This is a genomic window from Streptomyces sp. RLA012 (genome assembly GCF_056270325.1).
Map to the genome: position 1 here is coordinate 9,138,695 of NZ_JBWDPA010000002.1, position 24,800 is coordinate 9,163,494.

Annotated in this window: 22 protein-coding genes and 1 pseudogene; 11 read left to right on the plus strand and 12 right to left on the minus strand. The window is 69.4% G+C overall.

Annotation, left to right across the window (positions count from 1 at the left end; genetic code table 11):
- Nucleotides 1-28: 28 nt before the first annotated feature.
- The 4 genes and pseudogenes from RV986_RS41580 to RV986_RS41595 form a co-directional block, all read right to left on the minus strand.
- Complete coding sequence (locus RV986_RS41580) at nt 29-3,331, minus strand: right-handed parallel beta-helix repeat-containing protein (RefSeq protein WP_475922341.1); 3,303 nt, start codon at nt 3,329-3,331, stop codon at nt 29-31.
- Between the two features lie 551 nt (nt 3,332-3,882).
- Nucleotides 3,883-4,390: pseudogene (locus RV986_RS41585) on the minus strand (IS1634 family transposase); the annotation flags it as partial.
- 82 nt (nt 4,391-4,472) lie between these two features.
- Nucleotides 4,473-5,087, minus strand: a complete 615-nt coding sequence (locus tag RV986_RS41590) for a helix-turn-helix transcriptional regulator (protein WP_475922342.1) — start codon at nt 5,085-5,087, stop codon at nt 4,473-4,475.
- Nucleotides 5,088-5,443: 356 nt separating this feature from the next.
- Nucleotides 5,444-5,989, minus strand: coding sequence for a hypothetical protein (locus RV986_RS41595; protein WP_475922343.1), 546 nt, complete (start codon nt 5,987-5,989; stop codon nt 5,444-5,446).
- Between the two features lie 256 nt (nt 5,990-6,245).
- On the opposite strand from RV986_RS41595, the gene RV986_RS41600 reads away from it, so the two are divergent.
- Nucleotides 6,246-6,863 (plus strand): TetR/AcrR family transcriptional regulator, encoded by a 618-nt coding sequence (locus tag RV986_RS41600; RefSeq protein WP_475922344.1) that lies wholly within the window; start codon nt 6,246-6,248, stop codon nt 6,861-6,863.
- Nucleotides 6,864-6,887: 24 nt separating this feature from the next.
- Here the strand turns inward: RV986_RS41600 and RV986_RS41605 are convergent.
- Nucleotides 6,888-8,140 (minus strand): IS3 family transposase gene (locus RV986_RS41605; RefSeq protein ID WP_475922345.1). Its coding sequence is split into 2 segments (ribosomal slippage): nt 6,888-7,858 and nt 7,858-8,140, totalling 1,254 coding nucleotides; the frame shifts between segments, so codons are not numbered across the junction.
- Nucleotides 8,141-8,223: 83 nt separating this feature from the next.
- Here RV986_RS41605 and RV986_RS41610 point away from each other — a divergent pair.
- The gene (locus RV986_RS41610) at nt 8,224-10,116 is read left to right on the plus strand and encodes an NACHT domain-containing protein (RefSeq protein ID WP_475922346.1); all 1,893 of its coding nucleotides are present in this window, start codon (nt 8,224-8,226) and stop codon (nt 10,114-10,116) included.
- Nucleotides 10,117-10,546: 430 nt separating this feature from the next.
- Here RV986_RS41610 and RV986_RS41615 read toward each other — a convergent pair whose 3' ends face one another.
- Nucleotides 10,547-11,416, minus strand: coding sequence for a 3-hydroxybutyryl-CoA dehydrogenase (locus tag RV986_RS41615; protein WP_475922347.1), 870 nt, complete (start codon nt 11,414-11,416; stop codon nt 10,547-10,549).
- 200 nt (nt 11,417-11,616) lie between these two features.
- Here RV986_RS41615 and RV986_RS41620 point away from each other — a divergent pair, with 200 nt between their 5' ends.
- On the plus strand, nt 11,617-12,915 hold the full coding sequence (locus tag RV986_RS41620) for a glycoside hydrolase family 10-like protein (protein ID WP_475924624.1): 1,299 nt from the start codon (nt 11,617-11,619) through the stop codon (nt 12,913-12,915).
- Nucleotide 12,916: 1 nt separating this feature from the next.
- Here the strand turns inward: RV986_RS41620 and RV986_RS41625 are convergent, their stop codons facing one another.
- Nucleotides 12,917-13,117, minus strand: coding sequence for a DUF1918 domain-containing protein (locus RV986_RS41625; RefSeq protein WP_475922348.1), 201 nt, complete (start codon nt 13,115-13,117; stop codon nt 12,917-12,919).
- 110 nt (nt 13,118-13,227) lie between these two features.
- Nucleotides 13,228-14,214 carry a DMT family transporter gene (locus tag RV986_RS41630; protein ID WP_475922349.1) on the minus strand — a complete coding sequence of 329 codons (987 nt, stop codon included), beginning with the start codon at nt 14,212-14,214 and terminating at the stop codon, nt 13,228-13,230.
- Between RV986_RS41630 and RV986_RS41635 the strand changes: the two genes are divergently transcribed.
- Nucleotides 14,213-15,649 (plus strand): aminotransferase-like domain-containing protein, encoded by a 1,437-nt coding sequence (locus RV986_RS41635; protein WP_475922350.1) that lies wholly within the window; start codon nt 14,213-14,215, stop codon nt 15,647-15,649. The two genes, RV986_RS41630 and RV986_RS41635, sit on opposite strands and share 2 nt — an antisense overlap.
- Nucleotides 15,650-15,898: 249 nt before the next feature.
- Nucleotides 15,899-16,483, plus strand: coding sequence for a histidine phosphatase family protein (locus tag RV986_RS41640; RefSeq protein ID WP_475922351.1), 585 nt, complete (start codon nt 15,899-15,901; stop codon nt 16,481-16,483).
- Here RV986_RS41640 and RV986_RS41645 read toward each other — a convergent pair.
- The 4 genes from RV986_RS41645 to RV986_RS41660 all read right to left on the minus strand — a co-directional run bounded on the left by RV986_RS41645 (nt 16,480) and on the right by RV986_RS41660 (nt 18,961).
- Nucleotides 16,480-16,953 carry a DUF6314 family protein gene (locus RV986_RS41645; protein WP_475922352.1) on the minus strand — a complete coding sequence of 158 codons (474 nt, stop codon included), beginning with the start codon at nt 16,951-16,953 and terminating at the stop codon, nt 16,480-16,482. The genes RV986_RS41640 and RV986_RS41645 overlap by 4 nt on opposite strands.
- Nucleotides 16,954-17,075: 122 nt before the next feature.
- A complete protein-coding gene (locus RV986_RS41650; protein WP_475924625.1) occupies nt 17,076-17,510 on the minus strand; it encodes a carboxymuconolactone decarboxylase family protein in 435 nt (144 codons plus the stop codon).
- Nucleotides 17,511-17,515: 5 nt separating this feature from the next.
- Nucleotides 17,516-17,929: a MerR family transcriptional regulator gene (locus RV986_RS41655; protein ID WP_475922353.1), complete on the minus strand. Its 414-nt coding sequence runs from the start codon at nt 17,927-17,929 to the stop codon at nt 17,516-17,518.
- A gap of 237 nt (nt 17,930-18,166) precedes the next feature.
- Nucleotides 18,167-18,961: a LysR family substrate-binding domain-containing protein gene (locus RV986_RS41660; protein ID WP_475922354.1), complete on the minus strand. Its 795-nt coding sequence runs from the start codon at nt 18,959-18,961 to the stop codon at nt 18,167-18,169.
- 57 nt (nt 18,962-19,018) lie between these two features.
- On the opposite strand from RV986_RS41660, the gene RV986_RS41665 reads away from it, so the two are divergent.
- From RV986_RS41665 to RV986_RS41690, 6 genes are all read left to right on the plus strand, one after another.
- Nucleotides 19,019-19,417, plus strand: coding sequence for a DUF5997 family protein (locus RV986_RS41665; RefSeq protein WP_475922355.1), 399 nt, complete (start codon nt 19,019-19,021; stop codon nt 19,415-19,417).
- 216 nt (nt 19,418-19,633) lie between these two features.
- The gene (locus RV986_RS41670) at nt 19,634-20,239 is read left to right on the plus strand and encodes a TetR/AcrR family transcriptional regulator (RefSeq protein WP_475922356.1); all 606 of its coding nucleotides are present in this window, start codon (nt 19,634-19,636) and stop codon (nt 20,237-20,239) included.
- Between the two features lie 67 nt (nt 20,240-20,306).
- Nucleotides 20,307-21,335, plus strand: a complete 1,029-nt coding sequence (gene argC, locus RV986_RS41675) for an N-acetyl-gamma-glutamyl-phosphate reductase (protein WP_475922357.1) — start codon at nt 20,307-20,309, stop codon at nt 21,333-21,335.
- The gene (gene argJ, locus RV986_RS41680; RefSeq protein WP_475922358.1) at nt 21,332-22,483 is read left to right on the plus strand and encodes a bifunctional glutamate N-acetyltransferase/amino-acid acetyltransferase ArgJ; all 1,152 of its coding nucleotides are present in this window, start codon (nt 21,332-21,334) and stop codon (nt 22,481-22,483) included. Before argC ends, argJ begins: the two co-directional genes overlap by 4 nt.
- A 162-nt stretch (nt 22,484-22,645) precedes the next feature.
- Nucleotides 22,646-23,590: an acetylglutamate kinase gene (gene argB / locus RV986_RS41685; RefSeq protein WP_475922359.1), complete on the plus strand. Its 945-nt coding sequence runs from the start codon at nt 22,646-22,648 to the stop codon at nt 23,588-23,590.
- Entirely contained in the window at nt 23,587-24,792 is a 1,206-nt protein-coding gene (locus tag RV986_RS41690) for an acetylornithine transaminase (protein WP_475922360.1), read from the plus strand. Before argB ends, RV986_RS41690 begins: the two co-directional genes overlap by 4 nt.
- Nucleotides 24,793-24,800: the final 8 nt, after the last annotated feature.

Genomic DNA, 24,800 nt, shown 5'->3' on the forward strand with positions numbered 1-24,800 from the left:
CGCAGGCGCGGGCCGTCTTGCGGTCGGGTCACTCGTGCACCGCCTTCTTCCCGGGCAGGGCGTCCTCGGGAAGCAACAGCCGCAGGTCGTCCAGCCCAGGGGCGGCCATCGAGCTCAGTCGGCCAGCTTGACGCGTCATCATGCCTTCCAGGACCTGCCGGGCGAGCCGCGCATTGCCGAAGGCCCGGTCACGCGGAAGCGACTCGAAGTAGGTGCGCAGCACCTGACCCGTGCCCGGCACGCACTCGTACCCGGCGCCGACCGCGTGCTGGCGCACGATGGTGACCAGTTCGTCCGAGGAGTAGTCGGCGAACTCCACCCGCCGGGAGAAGCGCGAGGAAAGGCCTGGGTTGGAGGACAGGAAGCGCTCCATCTCCGCGGTGTAGCCGGCGACGATGACCACCACCTCGTCCCGATGGTCCTCCATGAGCTTCAGCAGGGTGTCCACCGCCTCCTGCCCGAAGTCCGACCCGGAACCCGGCCCCGTCGGGGTGAGGGTGTAGGCCTCGTCGATGAACAGCACGCCTCCCAGGGCCCGGTCGAAGACTTCCCGGGTGAGCTGTGCGGTGTGGCCCACGTACCGGCCGACCAGGTCGGCACGGGCCACTTCGACAAGCTGACCCCGCGGCAGCACACCCAGCGAGACCAGCAGCTCGCCGTAGAGCCGCGCCACCGTGGTCTTTCCGGTTCCCGGCGGACCGGTGAAGACCAGGTGATGGCTGATGCGCGGCGCGGGCAGCCCCGCGGCCTCCCGCTGACGGGTGACGGACAGCAGGTTGACGAGGTCGGTGACGTCGCGCTTGACGGCTGCCAGGCCCACCAGGTCGCCCAGGCGCTCCAACGGGTCACCGTCCGGACTGCCGACGGCCTCACGAGCGGCTTCCTCCCCGACGTCCTCGGGGAGCAGCAGCTGGAGGTCCTGGTCAGTCATGTCCGTGAGCGTGGCCAACCGGGACGCTTGGCGGTCCACCATCTGCTCGAACACCTGGCGAGCGGCACGGCCGTTGCCGAAGGCCGCGTCCTTGGGCATACGCTCGAAGTGCACGGCGAGGGCCTTGCGAGTGGTTTCGTTGAGCACGTACTGGTGCGCGGCGCACATGCTCTCGATGATCGCCACGAGTTCGGGCACCGCGTAGTTCTCGAATTCCACAGTCCGGGAGAAACGCGATGCCAGACCGGGGTTGGACGCCAGAAAAGCTTGCATCTCGGCGGAGTAGCCCGCCGCGACCACGACCACGTCGTCGCGGTGGTCCTCCATGAGCTTGAGAAGGGTGTCGACGGCTTCCCTGCCGAAGTCGGCGCCGGAACCGCGGCCGTCGGAGAGAAGTGTGTAGGCCTCATCGACGAACAGCACGCCCCCCAGAGCACGGTTGAACGCCTCGGTGGCCTTGATAGCGGTACCACCGATGACCTGCGCCACCAGATCGGCCCGCGAGACCTCGACCAGGTGTCCCGAACGCAGTGCGCCGAGCTCGGCCAGGATCGTCCCGTAAAGCCGGGCCACGGTGGTCTTGCCGGTGCCTGGCGGGCCTGCGAACACCAGGTGACGGCCCATCGGCGGGACGGGCATGCCGAGCTCGGCGCGGCGCTGGGCCAGACGGGTGAGGTTGACCAGCGTACGCACCTGGTGCTTGACGTTGTCCAGGCCGATGAGGGCGTCGAGGGCGGCCAGCGGCCCATCCTCGCGGTTGAGCTGTGCGTCCTCGCCGGCGGGACCGGCGCCGGTCCCGCCGCGTCCCCAGGCGTCGCCCTTGCCGTTGCCGGTGCTGGTCAGTCCGTCGACGGCCAGCCGCTCACCGGGCCGGGACTGGACGAGTCCGCCGCCGCCGTTGTCCCGGACGGTGCAGTTGGCCACCGAGACCGGTTCGGTGGACTCGATGCGCAGGCCGTCACCCTCGCTATCGCTGACCTCGCAGGAGTTGAACGAACCACGTCCGCCGTCGGCGACCAGGAGCCCGTGCCGGCCGCTACCGGCCACCCGGAGCCGGGTGGCGGTCATCTCGCCCCCCTCCTCGACGGTGACACCTGACTCCTCGGCCTCGGTGATCTCCAGGTCTCGCACCGTCATGATGCCGTCGGCGCCGATCGACAAGCCGCTCTCGGCGGGTGCGAGGACCGCTCCGCCACCGATGTAGACGTTTGCGTCATCCGCGGCCCTGATGCCGCATCGACCGGCCCGCTCGACGGTGCAGTCCTCCAGCCGGCCCCGGCCGTCCTTCACGATCTCCACGCCGTGGCCGCCCGGGGCGTTGATGCGGGCACGCCTGACAAGCGGGTTGGCGCCCGTGCGTATGGAAATGCCGGTTCCCTGGGCGTCGGTGACATCGAGCCGGTCCAGTTCGGCGGCCGACTCGTCCTCCAGCAACACCGCGTTCGTCGCGCAGTCCCTGACGGTCAGGCCGACCAGGACGGGAGAGGAGTGTCCGCTCACCCGCAGGGCGGAGGCCTCCGCCGCGTCCAGCCAGCAGTCCTCGTAGGTCCCCCGGGAGCGGTCGGTGATCAGGAGGCCATGGCTCTTGGTGCGTGCCGTACGGCAACGGCGGACCACCGGGTCACTGCCGCCGCTGACCACGATGCCGGCGCCGGTGGTGCCGGTGACACGCACGTCCTCGAGCTCCGTCCTGGCCTGGCTGGCCAGCTGAATTCCTGTACTGGTGTCGTGCACCACGGTACGCAGCACCCGGGTGGTGCTGTTTCCTTCCAGGGCGACGGCGGGCTTGTCGGTCGAGGAGATGTCGCATTCCTCGACCGACCCCTGGGCCTCTCCGTTGGCGAGTACGCCATTGCCCCGGGCATCGCGGACGGTACAGCCACGCAGGGTGACCCGGCCCCGTTCCCCGATGACCACCCCCGAGGTGCCCAGGTGCTCGATGCTGCAGGATTCGACGGAACTCTCCATCGTGGAGGTGACCACCACTCCGGCACCACTCGGATTACTGACCCGGCAGTCCCGCAGCGCGAGCGAACCGCCTGCGCGGGCCAGCAGGGCCGTCCACGCGGAGCCGGTGATCTCACAGCCGTGCATGGCCACCTGCCCGCTCGGCACGTCGATGACTGGCTGTTTCTCGTCACGTCCGCGGAACACCAGGTCGGTGAGCATGACCGCGTCGCCCTTGAGTACCAGCGCGCTGCCGCGACGCGGGGCTATCTGCACACTGCCGCGGGTCTGTTCGGCCACGATGGTGACCGCGGTGGTGATGGTAAGGCTCTCCGCGTACGTGCCGGGAGCCACGCTGATGACCGCGCCACTGCGCGCCCTGGTCAGGGCCTCACCGATCGTCCGAAAGCCGTCGGGCCCCTCCGGGCTGACCGTAAGTACCTGGCGTGACACGCGCGTTCCTCCTTGCATATGGCCTCGCAAGGCCACGAGCCCCCGAATGCCTGGCAGCACCATCATGCCGGGCACCGGCCTGCTCAGCCGCATCCCGGTCCGGCCTCGGCCTCCATGGCGACGGTGACTTGAGCCTTATGGTGCTCAGTCATGGGCGCCTTCCCACCAGCCACCCGAAAGGTGACCTACCTCACATGTGTTTCCGTAGCTCTCTGGTCGGTTAGCCGTCACACCGACTCTATGCACGGGAGAACGGCCCCCGGCCGTGGAGAGAGCGACCATACCGAACGCGGATCTGGGGCGGCCTGCCAACAATCCAGACAAGCCTACCGCGTCCACACAGGCAGCAGGGCCACCTGCGGTTTGCTACTGGTAGTTCGTCAATTCCGGCGGTGGCGTGGGGTGACGGCAGGTCGGGTTGGTCGTAGTCCGATGGTAAAAGTCAACTGCCTTGCTCTCGAGTTCGACGTAATTCGGTGGCCTGGAGTGCCGAACGAATCTGGGATCTGACTCGCGTGGACATGGGTTTGGCCGCCTGGAGGGCGTTTCTGGTCTGAGTAGCGCAGGAGGTACTTGCCGTCGAGGTCCTCCTCCGTCTTGATCCTGGCGGTGTCGATGCGGAGCTTGCCGCCTTGGGTCATGCGCAGGTAGCGGTTCAGGCCGGGCTTGTCGGAGATCTTCCCGCGCAGTTCGCCCCGCTTGAAGTGGCTGAGCCTGCCGGTGTCGGCGACCAACTCCCGGAGGAAGGTGATGAGTTGGGCGAGCATGTGCTTGTCGCGTTCGGTCGATTCGGGGTTGTGTCAGATGACGCACCGGTCGGTGTCGCTGATCCGCACTTCCTTGACGCGCATGTTCTCGGCAATCTCGGTGTAACGGCGGCTGCCGAGACAGGGCGGCCTTGACCTCCGCTGATCCGGAGCGGAGCTTCTCGCCGGGGCGGCCCGCATCGTCGCCGGCGATGGGGGCGTCGGGTTCCTCGAGCTCGAAGCAGGTGCTGGCGGTGTGGAAGAACAGCAGGTCCGCCTTGAGGTTCAGCAGGGTGGCGACCTCGTCGAAGACCGATTCTGTCTGCCCGGGATTGGCGTTGCCCCAAGGCAATCATCCGGGGCGGCGTACAACTTGGTGATGCCGAAGCCGCCGGTCATATGAGCCCGGCACGGATGGCGTACGACACTGCCTGTACGCGGTTGCGCATGCCGAGGCGGATCATGGCGGCGGACACGATGTTCTTGATGGTCCGCTCGGAGTAACTCAGGCTGTCGGCGATCTCGGACAGGGTCATTCCCTCCGAGACCAGACGCAGGACGTCTATCTCCCGGCAATTGAGCCCAGAGGCAGTCAGGCCCTTGGGGTTGAGGACCTCACGCTGGATGTATTCGAGCTGATCCAGCAGTCGGCCCTGGACGACCGGGGGCAGACACGCCTGCCCGACCGCCACGACGCGCACCGCGCGTACCAGCGCCGCGACATCCGCCTCTGCTCGCCACAGCACCGCCCGCACCCGATGCTCTGCCACAGCGGCCGGATCGGCGTGCCAGCCGCCGTCCGCAACCAGCACGAAACGCGCCTGCGCAGGTGCAGTCAGACTACGCAGCAGATCCAGCGCCGAGGCGTCGACCGAGTTGACCGCAACCACCACGGCCTCGGCTTCCTCCACCGCCGTCAGAGTGACCTGCGGACCTGCCCCCAGACATGCCGTCAGACCGGCCTTGGTGAGCGGATCCAGGGCTTGCACCGCCGCACGCACCGACTTCACGACTCCTCCTACAGGGTGTTGAAGTGTAAAACGTTAGATTTGGGAATGGCCGGCTCACCCGCATCAGATCGCAGGCAGCAGGCGGTAACCGTTGTTCCCGGGCATCGGCCACTCCTCCGCCCACCGGGCCGCCGCCGAACGCGGAGATCAGCAGCCTTGCAGCAGGCCCGAGGCTTGGAGACGGGGCCGGCAACGCGGGGCGGTTGGCGAGCGCTTCTTCAGAGAAACGTTTCTTGAATGTTCCGTAGCGTTCGGTGTCTCGACGGCCCCGGTGATGCCACCGAACGCCTTCAACGAGCAACCTGCGGGCCAGAACCAGGCCCGCAGGCCCGGCACCCACCAAGCAGTAGCTTCGCTTATAGGTCACACGCTCGCGGTAGTGATGTGCCGGCGGGCACGGACCTCCGGCTGTGCCAGCGGCACAGGTCGCCCGACGGCGCAATAGCAACGTGACGACGCCCGCGACCGCCGCAGCGCACAGTATCAACGGGTCGGTATTGACCACCCGCGTTGCCCGAATCGGTCAGTGTCAGGTAGTTCAGCAGGGCCGGCACGAACGCGGCGGCCAGGCCGACCGCGCAGATCACCGGTGCGATGACGCAGCACCACAGGTCGGCCACCAGCACGAGCGCGACGGCGCTGTTGAGATACCAGGGCAGGTCGATGCCGGAACTGGCCAGGACCAGGCCGCTGAGGTAACCGAACACGCCGACCATGCCGATGGTCAGAGCGGTGTAGTAAATGACCGCCACGTAGGCCGAGGCGACACCGGCCGGCCTGCCGAGAGAGCGGGCCATGTAGGTGCAGAACGCGCCGGTGCTCACCACCCGCCAGCTCATCGCGACATAGCCGACGGAGAAGCACAACAACATCACCGAAGCGATCACGTAGACGGCAGGCACCCCTGCTCCGTTCCCGTAGCGGATCGCTAGAGGGACGTTTCCCACCATCGCGGCCATCGGCGCCGCAGCGGCGATCAAAGAGGAACACCACCCAGCCGCGGCTCAGTCTCGCCCCGTCGTGGGATCTTCTCCGGTCGCTGCCAACTGCCTCACTCGCCATGGCATCTTTCCCCCTTGGGCTGAAACGAGTCTGGCTTGGTCAAGCGTTCAGGTCAAGCGTTCAGATCGATTGATCAAAATGTGAGAGCATGGGGCTATGGCGAGTAAACGTGAACCGAGCCGACGCCGTGACAGCGGTCGGCGCGCCGAGCTGATCGAAGCCGCCTCCCGCGTCATCAACAGGGAGGGTATTGCGGCAGCGACCATTCGACGGATCGGCGAAGAGGCAGAGGTACCTGGCAGCCTCGTCCACTACTGGTTCGCGGACAAGGACGAGCTCCTCCAAGAGGTACTCACTGCCGACATCGCCGAGCTCCAGAATTCCGTCGCCACGGCCAGCGAGGCCGGAAAGAGCCTCCTCGACCAGCTTCGGGCGGCTTTCCGCGTCATCGAAGAGAGCGAACGCGGCCGCCAGATCAGGCCGTACGAGATGACCACCTGGGCACTACGGAAGCCGGGGATGGCCCACGTGGCCACGGATCTGTACACCTCCTACCGATCCCTCGGGATCGAGGCCATGTCCGCCTGGATGACCGCTACCGACACCAAACTGCCCGCCGACACATCTGTCGTCGCGCAATTCGTGGTCTCTCTCTTCGACGGAGTCGTCCTGGCCTGGCTCGCCGATCCTGACAACACCGACGTCGACGGTGTGCTGAGGCTGGCATGCGACCTCATTACGACATTCACGCCAAAGGCGCCCGGCGCCTCCTGAACCGCCCCGGGTTCGGTAGAGATCTCAGATTGTGGTTGTGACCTGGGGTTTCGTGGATTCCATGTAGTGATTGGCCTCGTACTCGACGGGTGGAACGTGGCCTATCTCACCGTGGAGGCGCCGGTGGTTGTACCAGTCGACCCACTCGGCGGTGGCCAACTCGACCTGGGAGAGCGACTTCCAGGGACGTTGGGGTTTGATCAACTCGGTTTTGTACAGACCGATCGTGGACTCCATCAGGGCGTTGTCGTATGCGTCCCCGACTGATCCAATACTCGCCGCGATGCCGGCCGCGTCGAGGTGTTCGGCGAGGCGGAACGACGTGTATTGCGACCCGGCATCGGAGTGGTGGATCAGCTGCCCCGGAGTGTGCCGGCGGTCCTCGCGGTCGCGCTGCCACAGGGCCATCTCCAGTGCATCCAGGACGAGTTGGGTCTTCTTGGAGGTGGAGGCGGACCAGCCGACGATGCGCCGGGAGAAGGTGTCCACGACGAAGGCGACGTAGACGACACCGCTCCAGGCGGCGACATGCGTGAAGTCGGCAACCCAGCAGCGGTTCGGGGCACGGGCGACGAAGTCGCGGTCGAGAAGGTCCGGGGCCCGCCCGGCGGCCGGATCGGTGATCGTCGTGATCACCTTCTTGCCGCGGACGGCGCCGGTGATGCCGAGTTCGCGCATGAGACGCTCGATGGTGCAGCGGGCCACCGTATGTCCCTGCCGGTTCAGCTCGCGCCAGATCTTCCGGGCCCCGTAGACACGGTAGTTGGACGTGTAGACCTCCTGGATCCGTTCTTTGAGTTCCTCATCGCGCACGGAACGGGCGGAGGGAGTTTCAAGGCGTTTCTTGTGGGCGTAATACGTGGAAGGGGCGATCTTGCAGTCGTGCTCGGTGAGCGTCCTGCAGATCGGCTCGACGCCGCCGAAGCGGTCCCGGTGCTCTTCGATGAACGCTACGAGCGTGTGTGTGGCCGGTCGAGCTCGGCCGCGAAGAAACTCGCCGCGGCCTTCAGGATCTCGTTGGCCCGCTTGAGTTCGGCGTTCTCCTTCTTCAACGCCTTGAGCTGGGCGGACTCCTCCGTCGTCGTCCCCGGACTCTGGCCCGCGTCGATCGCGTGCTGCTTCACCCAGTTCCGCAGCGTCTCGCGCGAGCCGATGTCGAGCTTCTCGGCCACCGCCTGCAAGGCGGCCGTCTCGTTCGGGTGGTCGTCGCGCACCTCGGAGACCATGCACACCGCACGACGGCGGAGCTCAAGGGGGTAACGGGAAGGTCGTGCCATGACTCGACCCTTTCATGAAATCGAGTCTCTATTCGACACGGGGCGGTTCAATCCATGACGCCCCGATTGCCATGGAGACTGACGTGGCACTGGCTGATCTTGACGGCGGTGACGAGCCGGGAGCGGCGGGGGTCTCCTACCACTGCGGGATGCAGGAACTGCTGGCGTTGGTGGATTCCGGGCTGATGGTCGAGGTCGGACTGCGTCGCTGGGCCTTCGCCCAGGACAGCTACCAGCAGTACCTGGCTGCCCAGTTCCTGGCACGGCACCACATGCACGACGCCGCGCAGCGGCAGCTGCTATGGATCGGTGACGGAACGTCCCGTCATGTTGTGGCACGGCACCGCGAGGTGGCCGCATGGCGGGTGGTGGACGATACAGAGCTGTTCGCCGAAGTCCTGCGGCACGATGCCGAAGTGCTGTTGCTGGCTGACCTCACCGCACTCCGCGATCAGCAGCGCGAGGCCGTAGTGGACCGGCTCCTCGACCTAGTGTCCAGCGATGACACGGTCCAACTGGACCGATGGGTGCTGCACCGCCTGAAGCACCCAGGGCTGTCCGCTCAGCTGCGTCCTCATCTGTCCCTCCCGGCTGCGCCTCCGCTGCTCTCCACGGTGCTCCGCATCGCGCGAGCCTGCCAACTACCCGAGCTCAACGACCAGTTGCTGACAGGGGCCGAGACACAGGGGATCGATCCGAAACTGCGCCGCCTAGCCGTCCAAGCACTCGGCGACGAACTGGACGCGGACCATGTGGCCCGCCTCAGGGCATTGGCCGAGCACAACGATGCGGACCTGGGCAGGCTGCCGGTCCTGGAACAAGACCCGGCGCGGCTGGCCTTGCTGAGGGCGCTGGCTTGGCGCGGTGACGCGGACCTGGCGGCGGCCGCGCTGGAGCGGTTGTGGCCGCAGCATCTGCGGCTGCCAGAATTTCTGGACCTGATCCCGCCTGCCGATGACCCCACGCAGGTCCGTTCCGCATGGCTCCTGATCCATAAGGTTCCGAACCTGCTGAGACCCGAAGACGTCGACGAAGCGGTAGCGTGGGCGACACGGACTCTGGGTTCGCGGCACCCCCGGGCCGGCCTGACCCTGTCCGGCGAGTCGCAGTTGTCCGTGCGACTGCCGGTTCGCATCCTCGCCCAGGCGATCGCGCTCTTCGACGAAGACGACACCAACAGCGACTCTGCACAACGGAACAGGCGGCTCGACCAAGCCGCCGATGCCCTGCTCACTCTGGCGGGACGTGCCGATTTCGACGACCGGCACCAGCTTGCGCAACCGGTGGGCGAGGTGCTCCTGACCCGGCCGGGCATCCGCCGAGAACTGGGCCAGCGTGTCCTGGAACGCGGTGATGACCACCAGGTCACCCGGCTCCTGTCCCAGCCAGGCAGCCCCGCCCTGTTCTCCCCTGATGACTCGGTGTACTGGACTTTGCAGTGGCCCACGCTGAGCCCCGACGCCCACCAGTACGCCGCGTTGCTGGTGACTGCGTGGCCCGATCCAGCGGATCCGGACCTGCCGTCCGCTCTTGAACTGCGCGAGCGTTACCCGGACCTGAAGGTCGCCACCGCACGGTGGGACACCCGCACGGAGGAAGAAGCCCGGCAACAGCGCGAGCAGGAAGAACAGCGCCACCGCCTGACATTCAACGAAGCCCGCCTACGGCTTGCCCTCGCCGCGCTCAGCACCGGAGAGGGACCACCTGAACCTCTATGGCAACACATCACCACCGAGCTATACCGCACCGCGGACGGCAGCCAAGCGCCCCACGACAGGCTGGGCGTCGTGGCTGCTGCACCCTCTTTCCCACAAAGAGGCAGCGAACTGCACCGTCTGCTGCTGGAAGCGGCTGTCACCGTCACCCGCCGCTCAGCCGCCCTCAACGGCGCAGCAGCCACTCCAGCCACAGCAGACTGGAACCGGACCACCACCGCCCTGACCGCCCTGGCTGCTGGTATCACGCAGTGTGAGTAAGGTTGAGATGATCCAAGAAGATCATGTGCTGACTCGTAATGCGTAGGTCTCGGGTCCGAATCCAGTTGCCCGCGACACCGGCGCGGGGCTCACAAGCGCTGGTCGGGCCGCTCCGAACCAGGGACTTCCCAGGGACTTTTCAGGGACTTTCAGCTCTGTCCCGGGGACTTTCCAGGGATATTTCACTGAGTAAGCGGGAAAGGCCCTGACAGCTTCGAAAGACGCAAAGTCCCAGGTCAGGGTCGGTTTGGTGTCGGTCGATGCCGCCCAATAGGCCGTGTTCCCGTGCAGTCCACGTGGGCTGGGCGAGGACGCGCGGATGGGGACCTGGCGGGCGCCGCGAGAGTCACCCGACGGCGGCGCCGCCGTGGGCGCTGGTCTGGGTGAATTCGCCCTGGAACAGCGCCACTTGGCGACGTCGCCGCAATCGCTAGTACGAGTAGAAGCCGGAGCCGGTCTTCCGGCCCAGTCGGCCCGCGTCCACCATGCGCTGGAGCAGCGGGGGAGCGGCGTACAGGGGCTCCTTGTACTCCTCGTACATCGAGTACGCGACCGAGGCCACCGTGTCCAGGCCGATCAGGTCGGAGAGCTTGAGCGGGCCCATCGGGTGGGCGCAGCCCAGCTCCATGCCGTTGTCGATGTCCTCGCGGCTGGCGATGCCCGACTCGAACATCCGGATCGCGGAGAGCAGATACGGGATCAGCAGCGCGTTGACCACGAACCCGGAGCGGTCCTGGGCGCGGATCGCGTGCTTGCCGAGAGCCTTCTCGGCGAACAGCTGCGCCCGGCTGAGGGTGCCCTCGGAGGTGGTCAGCGCCGGGATCAGCTCGACGAGCTGCTGCACCGGGGCCGGGTTGAAGAAGTGGATGCCGACGACCTGGTCGGGGCGCGAGGTGGCGACGGCGAGCCGGACCAGCGGGATCGAGGAGGTGTTGGAGGCGAGGATCGCGTCCTGCCGGGTCACCACCTGGTCGAGCACCTGGAAGATCTCGGTCTTCACCTGCTCGTTCTCGACGACGGCCTCGATCACCAGGTCGCGGTCGGCGAACTCGCCGAGGTCGGTGGTGAAGCTCAGCCGGTCCTGGGTGGCGGTCAGCTCGTCCGCGGAGATCTTTCCGCGCTCGGCAGCCTTGGAGAGGGAGTTGAACAGCCGGGTACGGCCGATCTCCAGTGCCTCACCGGTGGTCTCGGCGACCTTGACGTCGAGCCCGGCGCGGGCGCAGACCTCGGCGATGCCCGCTCCCATCTGGCCGCAGCCCACCACTCCGACGCGTGTGATGTCTCCCGCGGTGTCCGTCACATCGTCCCCTTCGCTGATCTACGACTGTGGCAGGACCCCCGTTGTTCGGTGCCTGCTCCGATCGTGCCGGTCCTCTGCACGTTACTCCGAAGTATCGATGATCGATCGGCCGGGTCGGGCATGCTGTGGCGTGGGACGGCCCGTGACCGGGTGGATCCGGAGCGTGGAGAAGCGTTGAGGAGCGTGGCGTCGTGGAGAGGATGACGGGGGCGGGGCGGGCGTCACGGCGGGCGTTCGCACTGGCCGCGCTGGCGACGCTGTCGGGTCTCGCGACCGTGGGGGACCTGGTGACCGCACCGGGCACCACCGACGCCGACGCCACGGATGCCCCGGGAACCGCGGGTGCCGCCAGACCCGGCGGGTCGCGGGCGGCCACGGAGCTGCGGGGCATGTGGCTGTCGACCGCCTCCCACCGCGACTGGCCCTCGCGGACCGGTCTCACGGCCGCCCGGCAGCGCGCCGAACTCCTCGACCACCTCGACACGGCGGTCCACCGCCGCCTCAACGCCGTGTTCTTCCAGGTGCGCCCCACGGCCGACGCCCTGTGGCCCTCGCCGTACGAGCCGTGGTCGCAGTACCTCACCGGCGTTCAGGGCGAGAACCCCGGCTGGGACCCGCTCGGCACGGCGGTCACGGAGGCCCACGCGCGCGGCCTGGAACTGCACGCCTGGTTCAACCCGTACCGGATCGCCCTCCACTCCGATCCCGGCAGGCTGGTGGCGACGCACCCGGCGCGCGAGCACCCCGACTGGGTCGTGCCGTACGGCGGGGAGCTCTACTACAACCCGGGGCTGCCCGAGGTCCGGCGGTTCGTTCAGGACGCGATGCTCGACGCGGTGCGGAAGTACGCGATCGACGGCGTGCACTGGGACGACTACTTCTACCCCTACCCCGTCGAGGGCGAGGTCTTCGACGACGACGCGGCGTACCGGGCGCACGGCGCGGGCTTCCCGAGCAGGGCCGCCTGGCGGCGCGACAACATTGACCGGCTGGTGCGGGAGACGGCCGCCCGCATCCGGCAGATCCGGCCCGCCGCGCGGTTCGGGATCAGCCCTTTCGGGGTGTGGCGCAACGCCACGACCGACCCGCTCGGCTCGGACACCGCGGCCGCCGTGCAGACGTACGACGATCTGTACGCCGACACCAGGAAGTGGGTCCGGGAGAACTGGATGGACTACATCGTCCCGCAGATCTACTGGAACCTCGGCTTCGCCGCCGCCGACTACGCGAAGCTCGTGCCCTGGTGGGCGGCGGTCACCGAGGGCACGAACGTGCGGCTGTACGTCGGGGAGGCGCTCTACAAGGCCGGTGATCCGGCGCAGACCGCCGCCTGGCAGGACCCGGCGGAACTCTCCCGGCACCTCGCCTTCGCCCGCGACCAGCCGCAGGTGCGCGGGCATGTCTTCTTCTCGGCCAAGGAGGTCGGAGTCGACCGCGTCGGTGCGATGGCGCGGGTCGTGGCCGACCACTATCAGCGGTCGGCGGAACCCGCGCGCTGAGTTATCGCCCCTCGCCCTCGCCCTTGTGGCGGATTTCGGAGTCGGGGCCCGGTGAGCAGACCGCCTCGTGCCCGTCCGAGAAGCGGACGCGGTACGGGGGAGTGCCCTCGGTGCCGATTACTTCGGTGATCTCTGCGACCTTGTCGTGCTGTCCGACAACCCTGCCGTGCTGCACGAGCTTGTCGCCCACGTCTGCATGCATGTGAAGGGTCTCCTCGTCATCTGCGGGAGTAGCGGTCCGTTGGGGGAGAGCGGTCCGTGGCCACAATTCTACGGCTGGTGCGGCCGGCTGGCCCGGCCCCTGCGTGCTGCTCAGCCCCGCGCCCGTTGGGTGAGCGCTATGCAGATCAGCACGGCCGCCGCCGTCAGGGGCGCGGCCGGTGTGAGCTGCTCGCCGAGGAGCAGTACCGACCACACCAGTGTGAGCAGTGGCTGTGCCAGCTGCAACTGGCTGGCCTTCGGGATGCCGATCGCCGCCATGCCGCGGTACCAGACGACCAGACCCAGGAACTGCGATGCGGCCGCCACCCACAGCAGGCCCGCCACACTGTGCGCCGACAGGTGGACCGGCTCGTACGACAGCGCGACCAGCGCGCCGGGCACCGACAGCGGCAGACACAGCACCAGCGCCCAGCCGATGACCTGCCACCCCGGCATGGTCCGGGCCAGTCGGCCGCCCTCCGTGTAGCCCGCCGCGCAGATCAGCAGCGCCCCGAAGAGATAGGCGTCCGCGCTGCTCAGCGCCCCGCCGCTCTGCTGCACGGTGAACGCGATCACCGCGGCCGCGCCCGCGAGGGCGGCGCCCCAGAACAACCGTGAGGGCCGCGCCCCGGTCCGCAGCGCCGACAGCAGCGCGGTCGTCAGCGGCAGCAGTCCGACGACCACGGCCGCGTGGGCGGTGGTGGACGTCTGCAGCGCGAGCGTCGTCAGCAGCGGGAAGCCGAACACGACGCCCGCGGCGATCACGGCGAGTCCGGCCCAGTGCCGCCGGGCCGGTACGGGCACCCGCAGCGCCAGCAGACAGCCGCCCGCGATGACGGCGGCGAGGACACAGCGCAGGGCGACGAGGGACCACGGGCCGAAGCCTTCGAGGCCCCAGGCGGTGGCGGGAAAGGTGAGCGAGAAGACGGCGACGCCGAGGGCGGCCTGAAGGGTGCCGGAGCGCCGGTCCGTGGGGGTGCGGCGGTCGGTCCGGAGGTCAGGGCTGCGGTCGGGGCTGCGGAGTTCGGGTGTGTGCGGGCCGGGGGTGCTGTTGACCGCTATCCCCGTCTGGTCGATAGCGCTACTCTCTGCTCTCATGCACGAGCGTAGCAGTGTGGGAAATCTGGCGAATCAGCTGCGGCGAGAGCTGAACCGCTACTCACCCGGTGGAAAGCTGCCGTCGAGCCGTGAGCTCGTCGAGCGGTTCCGGGTGAGCCCGGTGACCGTGTCGCGGGCGCTGGCGCAGCTGGCCGCCGAGGGGCTGGTGGTGACCCGGCCGGGAGCCGGCGCGTTCCGGGCCCGCCCGCGTCCCGCCGCCGCGCCCGCCGGGGACACCTCCTGGCAGGAGGTCGCGCTGAGCGCGGACGCCGCGACGGAACTCGTCCCGCGCACGGTGGACGCCTCCGGAGTCCTGGTCGCGCTCGCCGTCCCGCCGCCCGGCGTCATCGAGTTCAACGGCGGCTATCTGCACCCCTCGCTGCAGCCCGAGCGGGCCATGGGCGCGGCCCTGTCCCGGGCGGGCCGCCGCCCCGGCGTCTGGTCCCGGCCGCCGATGGACGGGCTCCCGGAGCTGCGCGAGTGGTTCGCGCGGGGGATCGGCGGCGCGATCACCGCCGCGGAGGTGCTCGTCACGGCGGGCGGCCAGTCCGCGCTGACCACCGCGCTCAGGGCCCTCGCCCCGCCGGGAGCCCCGGTCCTGGTCGAGTCGCCCACCTACCCCGGCATGGTGGCCATCGCCCGCGCGGCCGGACTGCGTCCCGTTCCGGTGCCGGTGGACCCCGGCGGGGTGAGACCGGCCCTGCTCGCCGACGCCTTCAGGGCCACCGGCGCCCGGGTCCTCGTCTGCCAGCCGCTCTTCCAGAACCCGACCGGCGCCGTGCTCGCCCCCGAACGCCGGGGCGAGGTGCTACGGATCGCGCGGGAGGCGGGCGCGTTCGTGATCGAGGACGACTTCGCACGCCGTCTCGTGCACGAGGACGCGGGCCCGCTGCCGCGCCCGCTGGCCGCCGAGGACCCCGACGGCGTCGTCGTGCACGTCAACTCCCTGACCAAGGCGGCCTCGCCGAGCTTCCGGGTGAGCGCGCTGGCCGCGCGCGGACCGGTCCTGGAGCGGCTGCGCGCCATCCAGGTCGTCGACACCCTGTTCGTGCCGCGCCCGCTGCAGGAGGCCGCCCTCGAACTGGTCGGTTCGCCCGCCTGGCCCCGCCATCTGCGCGCCGTCGCGGCCGAGTTGAGGAACCGTCGGGACACGATGACGACCGCGCTGCGGGTGACGCTCCCCGAACTCGACCTGCCGCACGTCCCGTCCGGCGGCTACCACCTGTGGTTGCGCCTGCCCGACGGCACCGACGAGTCCGCGCTGGTCTCCGCCGCGCTCCGCGCCGGTGTGGCCGTCACTCCCGGCCGCCCCTACTTCAGCGCCGAACCCCCCGCCGCGCACCTCCGGTTGAGTTTCGCGGCGGTCGCGGGCACGGAGGAGATCACGGAGGGGGTACGACGTCTGCGGGGGGCGTGCGACGAGGTATTGGGCTGACTGGCTCCGGCCCTGGCCCCGGCCTCGGCTCCGGCCCCGGCTCTGCGTCCGCGGGTGGGCGGGGGCCGGTCGCGCCGTTTCCCGCGCCCCCGAAGCCCGTCGCCGCCTCGCGCCTTCAGCCGCATCCTGCTCGCCACGGACGGCGCACACGGCGACCACGCGAAGCTCGGCTTCAGCACGCCGTATATACCCTATATACCTTGCGTAACACCCCTTGACCTGCGGAGTCCCGGGCTCCACGATCGCCGCATGCATCTTCGGGTCACGTTCGTCGCCGCCGCGCGCAGCTCCTCGCTGCTCGCCGAACGCTTCGAGGACGACCGGCCGCTGGACCAGGCCGGCTGGGACGACGTGCAGCGCGCCGCCCCCGAGCTGGTGCCGCTGGCGGCGGCCGAGCTGCGCTACTGCTCACCGACCCCGCGCAGCCGTGCCACCGGTGACGCCCTCGGCTACGCGCCGATGGTCCAGCCCGCGCTGCGCGACTGCGGCATGGGCCGGTGGCGCGGCTTCACACTGGGCGAGGCGATGGCCCGCGAGCCCTCGGCGGTCGACGCCTGGCTCGCCGACCCGCGCTCCGCCCCGCACGGCGGCGAGTCCCTGATGTCCTTCGTCTCCCGCGTCGGCGGCTGGCTCGACACCCGGCCCGCCGACGACGGCGGCCGGATCGTCGCGGTGGCCGAACCCTCGGTGGTACGGGCCGCCCTCGTCTACGCGCTCCGGGCCCAGCCGTCGGCGTACTGGAACATCGATGTGCGCCCCCTGTCGACGATCACCCTGACCGGGAGCAGCGGCCGCTGGAACCTGCGCCTCGAAGCCCTGATGCAGCGCGTCTAGGGCAGCCGTGTGTAGTCGGTCGTGAGGACGAGGTCCTTGGCGGGTCCGCCCACCCGCCACACCGTGCGCCAGCTGCCTTCCCCGTGCACCGTGAACTCACCCCGGTAGAGGTCCGCCGCGCACGGGTGGTCGGCGATGTGCCGGCCGGTGGTCAGGTCCAGGTCGTGGAAGGGGCGGCCGTCGGAGAACTGGACGAAGGCCGTCGCCGGGGTCGGCCCCGGCAGGAACCGCAGGGTCCGTTCGGCGGGCCGAGGTGTGCCCTGCCACACGAACGTGCCGGATTCCTGGTGCAGAAGGCCGTGCGGAGATCCGGTTTCCTCCAGCGGGCCGAATTCCTCCAGTGGGCCGAAAACCGTCGTCCCCGTGAACCGCCCCTCCGCACCACCGGCCTGATCCCGCACCGCGCGCTCCACCCGCCAGCTCCCCGCCAGATACGAGAGCACGTCCACCACTGGCCAGAACTCACCCATACCGTCCCGCTCTCCGTCCCATGCGATGCTGCGCGGCCCATGGACGCGCTCCGACCCCCTCCCCATCTTGCCGTTCGAAGCATTGAGCGCTGAGGCGGTGAACTCGGTGACGTTCCTGCGGATCAGACAGAGGTAGCCGGGGGCGCGGGCTGCTGTTCGACGGGCAGCAGCCCGCGCTCGGCGAAGACCTTCTTCGCGACAAGGGTCGCATTGATCGCCTTCGGCATGCCGCAGTATCCCGCCGAGTGCAGCAGCGCCTCGACGATCTCCTCGGGGGTCAGGCCCACATTGAGGGCGGCGTTGATGTGCACGTAGAGCTGGGGCTCGCAGCCGCCGAGGGCGGTCAGCATGCCGAGCGTCACCAACTGGCGGTCGCGCGGGACCAGTCCGGGCCGGGAGTAGATCTCGCCGAAGCCCCAGGCGACGATCTGGTGGCCCAGTTCGGGGTTGATGTCGGACAGCGAGTCGATGACCCGCCGGCCGGCTTCACCGTCGATGCGCTGGAGGACCTCCAGGCCGTGTTCGAAGCGGTCCTCGCGGGTGGTGGCGGTGTCCATGAGCGTCATGTGAGGTCGTCCGATCCCGGCTGGTCGAGCAGCCGTTCGTAGTGGTCGATCTTGTCGTCGAGGGCGGCCGCGTTGCGCCGCAGGGCGCGGATACGGTCCTCCAGGTCGGCGCGGTGCTCACGGAGCATCGTCAGCCGGTCGGGGACCGTGGTGTCGCCTCGTGCCCGCAGCCGTGCGTACCGCTGCATCTCCGCGATCGGCATGCCCGTCTCGCGCAGCCGGAGCAGGAACTCCAGCCAGGCCAGGTCGGCCGCCTCGTAACGCCGTTGGTTGCCGGTGGTCCGGCCGACCCGTTCGATCAGGCCGGCCTTCTCGTAGTACCGGAGCGTGTCGTGCGAGAGACCGGTGCGCTCGGCGACCTGGGCGATCGTGAGCGTCGGCTCCTGCGGGAGGGGCTGTCCGCTGGTCATGAGGAAACCGTAGAACCTGGAGCGCGCTCCAGGTCAAGCTGTGTCCGCGGCCGAGCTGCGTTCACGACCGAGCTGTGTCCACGGTCGAGCTGTATCTACGGTGAAGCTGTATTTACGGTCGAGCTGTGTCCGCGGTCGAGCTGTATCTACGGAGAAGCCGTATCTACGGTCGAGCTGTGTCCGCGGGGCAAGCGGCGGGCTGTCGCACGGTTGTCGGGCGACGCGTCCGGACCCGGGTCAGGAGCGGCGGCGGGGCTTGCCCCGCTTGGCGCCGCCCTTGGCACCCCCGGAGCCGCCGCCGCGCGGGTTCTTGCCCGCCGACTTGCCGGTCGTCTTGCCGGCGGCGGGTTTGCGCCGTGCGCCGCCGCCCGCGTCGGGACGCTTGGCCTTCGACGGAGCCGGGGCCGCCGCCGGGGCCTGCGAGCGTCCCCGTGTGCTGTTGACGGTCCGGCCGCGGACGATCCCGATGAAGTCCTCCACCAGGTCGGTGGTCGCGTCCTGTGGCCAGGACAGCGCGACGCGTGACTCCGGGGCGTCGGTGACCGGCCGGTAGGTGAGGTCCTTGCGGGTGTGCAGACGGGCGAGGGACTGCGGGACGACGAGGAGCCCGATGCCCGCCGCCACCAGGTCGACGGCGTCGGCCGTGGTGGCGGGGCGCTCGAAGGCGGGCTCTCCCGGCGGACGCTCCCAGTCGAGGGTGTCGTCGAGGGGGTGCAGGACGATCTCGTCGGCCAGGTCCTCGGAGGTGACCTCGTCGACCGCCGCCACGATGTGGTCCTTGGGAACCACGACCACCGTCGTCTCGGTGTAGAGGGGGATCGCGCTGAGATCCTCCCGGTCCACCGGCAGCCGTACGAATCCGGCGTCCGCGTCGCGCGCCCGCAGCGTGTCGAACGCCTCGGCGGCGGACACCGCGACCAGCGTCAGGGGGACGTCGGGCCGCCGCTCGTTCCAGATCCGCACCCACTTCGTGGGCGTCACTCCCGGGACATAGGCGAGCCGGAACGAAGGGGGTACTTCCGAGCCTGTCACCTCGCCAGGCTATCGGTCGTGGTCGGAGGTCGCGCACACGCTCGATACCCTTGGCACATGACGTCGCACCAGACCACCCAGACCATGAAGCCCGCCACCGCGGCGAAGAAGCTGGGTGTGTACCTTGAGGCCACCCCCGCCGAGTTCCAGGAGGGCGTCGTCTCGCGCGCCGAGCTGAACGCCCTGCAGACCGACCCGCCCGCGTGGCTGGAGGAGCTGCGGCGCAACGGCCCGCACCCCCGGCCCGTGGTCGCGGCGCGGCTGGGCATCTCCATCGCCGGGCTGGCCCGGGGCGGAGTCACCGAGGCCCTCACCACGGAGCAGATCGACGCCCTGAAGCAGGAGGACCCCGGGTGGCTGCGCCGGGAGCGCGCCACCCAGGCCGAGGTCCGCAAGGAAGAGGCCCGCATCAAGGAGAAGCGCGAGGAGCAGAACGCGCAGCAGAGCACGGAGTAGAACACGGCACGCCCCGCTCAGCCCCGCGGCTCCCGTTCCTGACCCGGCCCCACCCGGCGTATCCGTACGCCTGCTCGGGTCATCCCCGCGGCAGCTCGCGCCCGGCGCCCGGTGCCACCCAGCTCGCGCTGTCCCGGTACCGGCCGAGCCCGGCCGCGCCGAACTCGTCGCCCGCCCCGACGACGACGGCTGCAGCCGCGCAAACAGCCACGACAGGTGCGCGCCGAGCTGACCCGGCAGCGCATCATCACCGCCGCTGCTCACGTTTTCGCGGACCACGGCTATGCCGTCGGCACCACCAACCGGATCGCCGAGCGGGCGAGGATCTCGATCGGATCGCTCTACCAGTACTTCCCGAACAAGGACGCGATCCTGGCCGAGCTGATGACCTCCCACCTTCGCATCGGCATCTCGCACGCCCGGTCCCTCTTCCAGGAACAGCTTCCCGACTCCCTGGAGGAGGTGATGCGTCTGCTCGTGGGGTCCGTGGTCGAATGCCACCGGGACCACCCGGAGTTGCTCCGGGTGCCGGCGGAGCAGGGCCCACACACGGCGGGGGCGCTCGCCATGGTCCGGGAGTTCGAGCGGGAGTGCGTCGCCTACGTCGAAGCGCTGCTCGTCGGCCACCCCGAGGTCCGGGTGGCCGACACGCACATCGCCGCCCGGCTCGTCGTCGACGTCGTCGAACTCGTCGTCCACCACCTCGTCGCCGCCCCGGACCCGGTCGATCTCCCCCGGTTCGAGAACGAACTCGTCGCCATGCTCACCCGTTACCTCACCGCCGCCGCGGCCCCCGCCGAGAGCGCACCCCGGCCGAGGTGATCGTCGACAGTCGATTGCATAAACGTGCATGGAAACGTATAGTCATGCCATCTAGGAGGAGGGTTCCATGGCGGTACGCGCAGCAGTGGCGGGAGCGAGTGGGTACGCGGGCGGCGAAGCGCTGCGTCTGCTCCTGGCGCACCCCGAGGTCGAGATCGGCGTCCTGACCGGCAACTCCAACGCGGGCCAGCGCCTCGGCGCACTGCAGCCGCACCTGCTGCCACTGGCCGACCGTGTCCTCCAGGAGACCACCCCGGACGTCCTCGCCGGCCACGACGTCGTGTTCCTCGCACTGCCCCACGGCCAGTCCGCCGCCGCCGCCGAGCAGCTCGGCCCGGACGTCCTCGTCGTCGACATGGGCGCCGACTTCCGGCTCAAGGACCCGGCCGACTGGGAGAAATACTACGGCTCCGCACACGCGGGCACCTGGCCGTACGGCCTTCCCGAACTGCCGGGCGGCCGCGCCGCGCTGGAGGGGTCCAAGCGCATCGCGGTGCCCGGTTGCTACCCGACCGCCGTCTCCCTCGCCCTCTTCCCGGCGTACGCGGCCGCGCTCGCCGAGCCCGAGGCCGTGATCGTCGCCGCGTCCGGGACCTCCGGCGCGGGCAAGGCCGCCAAGCCGCATCTGCTGGGCAGCGAGGTCATGGGTTCCATGTCCCCGTACGGCGTCGGCGGCGTCCACCGGCACACCCCCGAGATGATCCAGAACCTGAGCGGCGCGGCGGGTGAGCCCGTCACCGTCTCCTTCACCCCGACGCTCGCCCCGATGCCCCGCGGCATCCTCGCCACGTGCAGCGCGAAGGCGAAGGCGGGGGTCACCGCCGAGTCCGTACGGGCCGCGTACGAGAAGGCGTTCGCGGACGAGCCCTTCGTCCATCTGCTGCCCGAGGGGCAGTGGCCCGCCACCGCGTCCGTCTACGGTTCCAACGCCGTTCAGGTCCAGGTCGCGTACGACGGGGCGACACACCGCATCATCGCGATCAGTGCCATCGACAACCTGACCAAGGGCACGGCCGGCGGGGCCGTGCAGAGCATGAACATCGCCCTCGGGCTTCCCGAGGAAACGGGTCTTTCCACGATCGGAGTCGCACCGTGAGCGTCACCGCTGCCAAGGGCTTCACCGCCTCCGGCATCGCCGCCGGAATCAAGGAGAACGGCAACCCCGACCTGGCCCTGGTGGTCAACAACGGGCCCCGCCTCGCCGCCGCGGGCGTCTTCACCTCCAACCGCGTGAAGGCCGCGCCGGTCCTCTGGTCCGAGCAGGTCCTCAAGGGCGGCCAGGTCTCCGCCGTGATCCTCAACTCCGGTGGCGCCAACGCCTGTACGGGGCCCAAGGGCTTCCAGGACACGCACGCGACCGCCGAAAAGGTCGCCGAGGTGCTGGACCTCAACGCCGGCGAGGTCGCCGTGGCCTCGACGGGACTCATCGGCGTACTCCTGCCGATGGACAAGCTGCTGCCCGGGGTCGAGGCGGCCGCCGCCCAGCTCTCCGCGCACGGCGGCGAGAAGGCCGCCATCGCCATCAAGACCACCGACACCGTGCACAAGACCTCGGTGCGCACCGGCGAGGGCTGGACCGTGGGCGGCATGGCCAAGGGCGCGGGCATGCTCGCGCCCGGCCTCGCCACCATGCTCGTCGTGCTGACGACGGACGCGGACCTCGACTCCGAGACCCTCGACAGGGCACTGCGCGCCGCCACCCGCACCACCTTCGACCGCGTCGACTCCGACGGCTGCATGTCGACCAACGACACCGTGCTGCTGCTCGCCTCCGGCGCCTGCGAGGTCACCCCGGAGTACGCGGAGTTCGCCGAGGCGGTCCGGGCGGTCTGCGACGATCTCGGGCAGCAGCTGATCCGGGACGCCGAGGGCGCCGGCAAGGACATCAAGGTCGAGGTCGTCAACGCGGCGAGCGAGGACGATGCCGTCGAGGTGGGCCGCTCCATCGCCCGCAACAACCTCCTCAAGTGCGCGATCCATGGCGAGGACCCCAACTGGGGACGCGTGCTGTCCGCGATCGGCACGACCGCCGCCGCCTTCGAGCCCGACCAGCTCAACGTCGCCATCAACGGCGTCTGGGTCTGCAAGAACGGCAGCGTCGGCGAGGACCGGGAGCTCGTCGACATGCGCTACCGCGAGGTCCACATCGTCGCGGACCTCGCGGCAGGCAATGAGTCTGCGACGATCTGGACCAACGACCTGACGGCCGACTATGTCCAGGAGAACAGCGCCTACTCCTCTTGACGTGCCCGCTTGGTTGTCGCGGGTCCTCGTCGTCGCCGACGAGGGTTCCTGTTTCACAGGCGGCCGCTCGCCCCGGACGTGTCCGAGATGAGTCTTACATCGCCTCCGCAGGCCAACACCGCCCGCCCGGCGGCTGATCCGAGATCTTTCCGAAAGTCGGCTATGACGGTCAATCACTCAGAAGAGCGAAAGTCCTCGACTCGTAAACACACCGCACTGCCCAAGGCCCGGATCCTCATCGAGGCGCTGCCGTGGCTGACCCGCCACAACGGCAAGACGGTCGTCATCAAGTTCGGCGGAAACGCCATGGTGAACGAGGAGCTGAAGGCCGCCTTCGCCCAGGACGTCGTCTTCCTGCGGCAGGCCGGCCTCAAGCCCGTCGTCGTGCACGGCGGCGGCCCGCAGATCAGCGCCGCCCTCGACCGGCACGGCATCGTCAGCGAGTTCAAGGCGGGCCTGCGCGTCACCACCGAGGACGCCATGGACGTCGTACGCATGGTCCTGGCCGGTCAGGTCCAGCGCGAGCTGGTCGGGCTGCTCAACCAGCACGGGCCGCTCGCCGTCGGCATGACCGGCGAGGACGCGCACACCATCACCGCCACCAAGCACCAGCCGCAGATCGACGGGGAATTGGTCGACATCGGGCGGGTGGGCGAGATCACCGCGATCGACACGGGCGCGATCGAGGCACTGCTCGCCGACGGCCGGATCCCGGTCGTCTCCTCGATCGCCCGGAGCCAGGACGACGGACATGTCTACAACGTCAATGCTGATACGGCGGCTGCGGCACTCGCTGCGGCACTGGGCGCCGAAACCCTCATGGTCCTCACGGACGTCGAGGGCCTCTACGAGGACTGGCCCGACAGCGACGAGGTGATCAGCCGCCTGACCGCCTCCGAACTGGAGAAGCTGCTGCCCGAGCTGGCCAGCGGCATGGTGCCGAAGATGGAGGGCTGTCTGCACGCCGTCCGCAACGGCGTCACCACCGCCCGTGTCATCGACGGCCGGGTCCAGCACTCGATCCTGCTGGAGATCTTCACCGACGAGGGGATCGGCACGATGGTCGTGCCGGACGCCCAGCCCGATGAACAGGGGGACGCCGAATGACCGGGACCAACGCCGAGCTCACCCAGCGGTGGCAGGGCGCGCTCATGGACAACTACGGCACCCCGCGGCTGCCGCTCGTCCGCGGCGAGGGCACCCGGCTGTGGGACGCGGACGGCAAGGAGTACCTCGACTTCGTCGGCGGTATCGCGGTCAACGCGCTCGGCCACGCACACCCGGCGATCGTCGAGGCCGTCGGCAGGCAGATCGCCTCCCTCGGCCATGTCTCCAACCTCTTCGTCGCCGAGCCGCCCGTCGCACTCGCCGAACGGCTGCTCCAGCTCTTCGGCCGCGAGGGCCGGGTGTACTTCTGCAACTCGGGCGCCGAGGCCAACGAGGGCGCCTTCAAGATCGGCCGGCTGACCGGCCGGGGCCACATGGTGGCGACCCACGGCGGCTTCCACGGCCGCACCATGGGCGCCCTCGCGCTCACCGGCCAGCCCGGCAAGCAGGAGCCGTTCCTGCCGCTGCCCGGTGAGGTCACACACGTTCCCTACGGTGACGCGCAGGCCCTGGCCGCGGCGGTCACCGAGGACACCGCCCTCGTGATCATCGAGCCGATCCAGGGCGAGAACGGCGTGGTCGTACCGCCGCCCGGCTACCTCAAGGCCGCCCGCGCGATCACCGCCGCCACCGGCAGCCTCCTCGTCCTCGACGAGGTGCAGACCGGCATCGGCCGCACCGGGCCCTGGTTCGCCTACCAGGACCACGAAGGTGTCCTGCCGGACGTCGTCACCCTCGCCAAGGGCCTCGGCGGCGGGCTGCCGCTCGGCGCCACCGTGGCCTTCGGCCGGGCCGCCGAGCTGCTGAAGCCCGGCCATCACGGTTCGACCTTCGGTGGCAACCCGGTCGTCTGCGCCGCCGGACTCGCCGTTCTCGACACGATCGCCTCCGAGGGTCTCCTGGAGAACGTGAAGGCCGCGAGCGAGAAACTGCGGGACGGAATCGAGTCACTCGGGAACCCGATGATCGACCATGTCCGGGGTGCGGGCCTGCTCCTGGGTATCGTGCTCACCGAGCCGCTCGCGCCGCAGGTGCAGCAGGCGGCTCAGGACGCCGGTCTCCTGGTCAACGCGCCCGCCCCCGATGTCGTACGGCTGATGCCCCCGCTGAACCTGAGCGACGACGAGGTGGACGCGTTCCTCCAGGCCTTTCCCGGCGTCCTCGACGCTGTAGTCAACGGGGACGGACGAGCCAAAGAATGAGACGACGA

Excerpts from the sequence above, each read along its gene's own strand:
- RV986_RS41630 (WP_475922349.1), bottom strand. The coding sequence starts at position 14,214 with ATGAGAGCAGAGAGTAGCGCTATCGACCAGACGGGGATAGCGGTCAAC.
- RV986_RS41640 (WP_475922351.1), top strand. The coding sequence starts at position 15,899 with ATGCATCTTCGGGTCACGTTCGTCGCCGCCGCGCGCAGCTCCTCGCTG.
- RV986_RS41620 (WP_475924624.1), top strand. The coding sequence starts at position 11,617 with ATGACGGGGGCGGGGCGGGCGTCACGGCGGGCGTTCGCACTGGCCGCG.
- RV986_RS41665 (WP_475922355.1), top strand. The coding sequence starts at position 19,019 with ATGACGTCGCACCAGACCACCCAGACCATGAAGCCCGCCACCGCGGCG.
- RV986_RS41655 (WP_475922353.1), bottom strand. The coding sequence starts at position 17,929 with ATGACCAGCGGACAGCCCCTCCCGCAGGAGCCGACGCTCACGATCGCC.
- argC (WP_475922357.1), top strand. The coding sequence starts at position 20,307 with ATGGCGGTACGCGCAGCAGTGGCGGGAGCGAGTGGGTACGCGGGCGGC.
- RV986_RS41645 (WP_475922352.1), bottom strand. The coding sequence starts at position 16,953 with ATGGGTGAGTTCTGGCCAGTGGTGGACGTGCTCTCGTATCTGGCGGGG.
- RV986_RS41650 (WP_475924625.1), bottom strand. The coding sequence starts at position 17,510 with ATGGACACCGCCACCACCCGCGAGGACCGCTTCGAACACGGCCTGGAG.
- argB (WP_475922359.1), top strand. The coding sequence starts at position 22,646 with ATGACGGTCAATCACTCAGAAGAGCGAAAGTCCTCGACTCGTAAACAC.
- RV986_RS41690 (WP_475922360.1), top strand. The coding sequence starts at position 23,587 with ATGACCGGGACCAACGCCGAGCTCACCCAGCGGTGGCAGGGCGCGCTC.
- RV986_RS41635 (WP_475922350.1), top strand. The coding sequence starts at position 14,213 with ATGCACGAGCGTAGCAGTGTGGGAAATCTGGCGAATCAGCTGCGGCGA.
- RV986_RS41600 (WP_475922344.1), top strand. The coding sequence starts at position 6,246 with ATGGCGAGTAAACGTGAACCGAGCCGACGCCGTGACAGCGGTCGGCGC.
- RV986_RS41625 (WP_475922348.1), bottom strand. The coding sequence starts at position 13,117 with ATGCATGCAGACGTGGGCGACAAGCTCGTGCAGCACGGCAGGGTTGTC.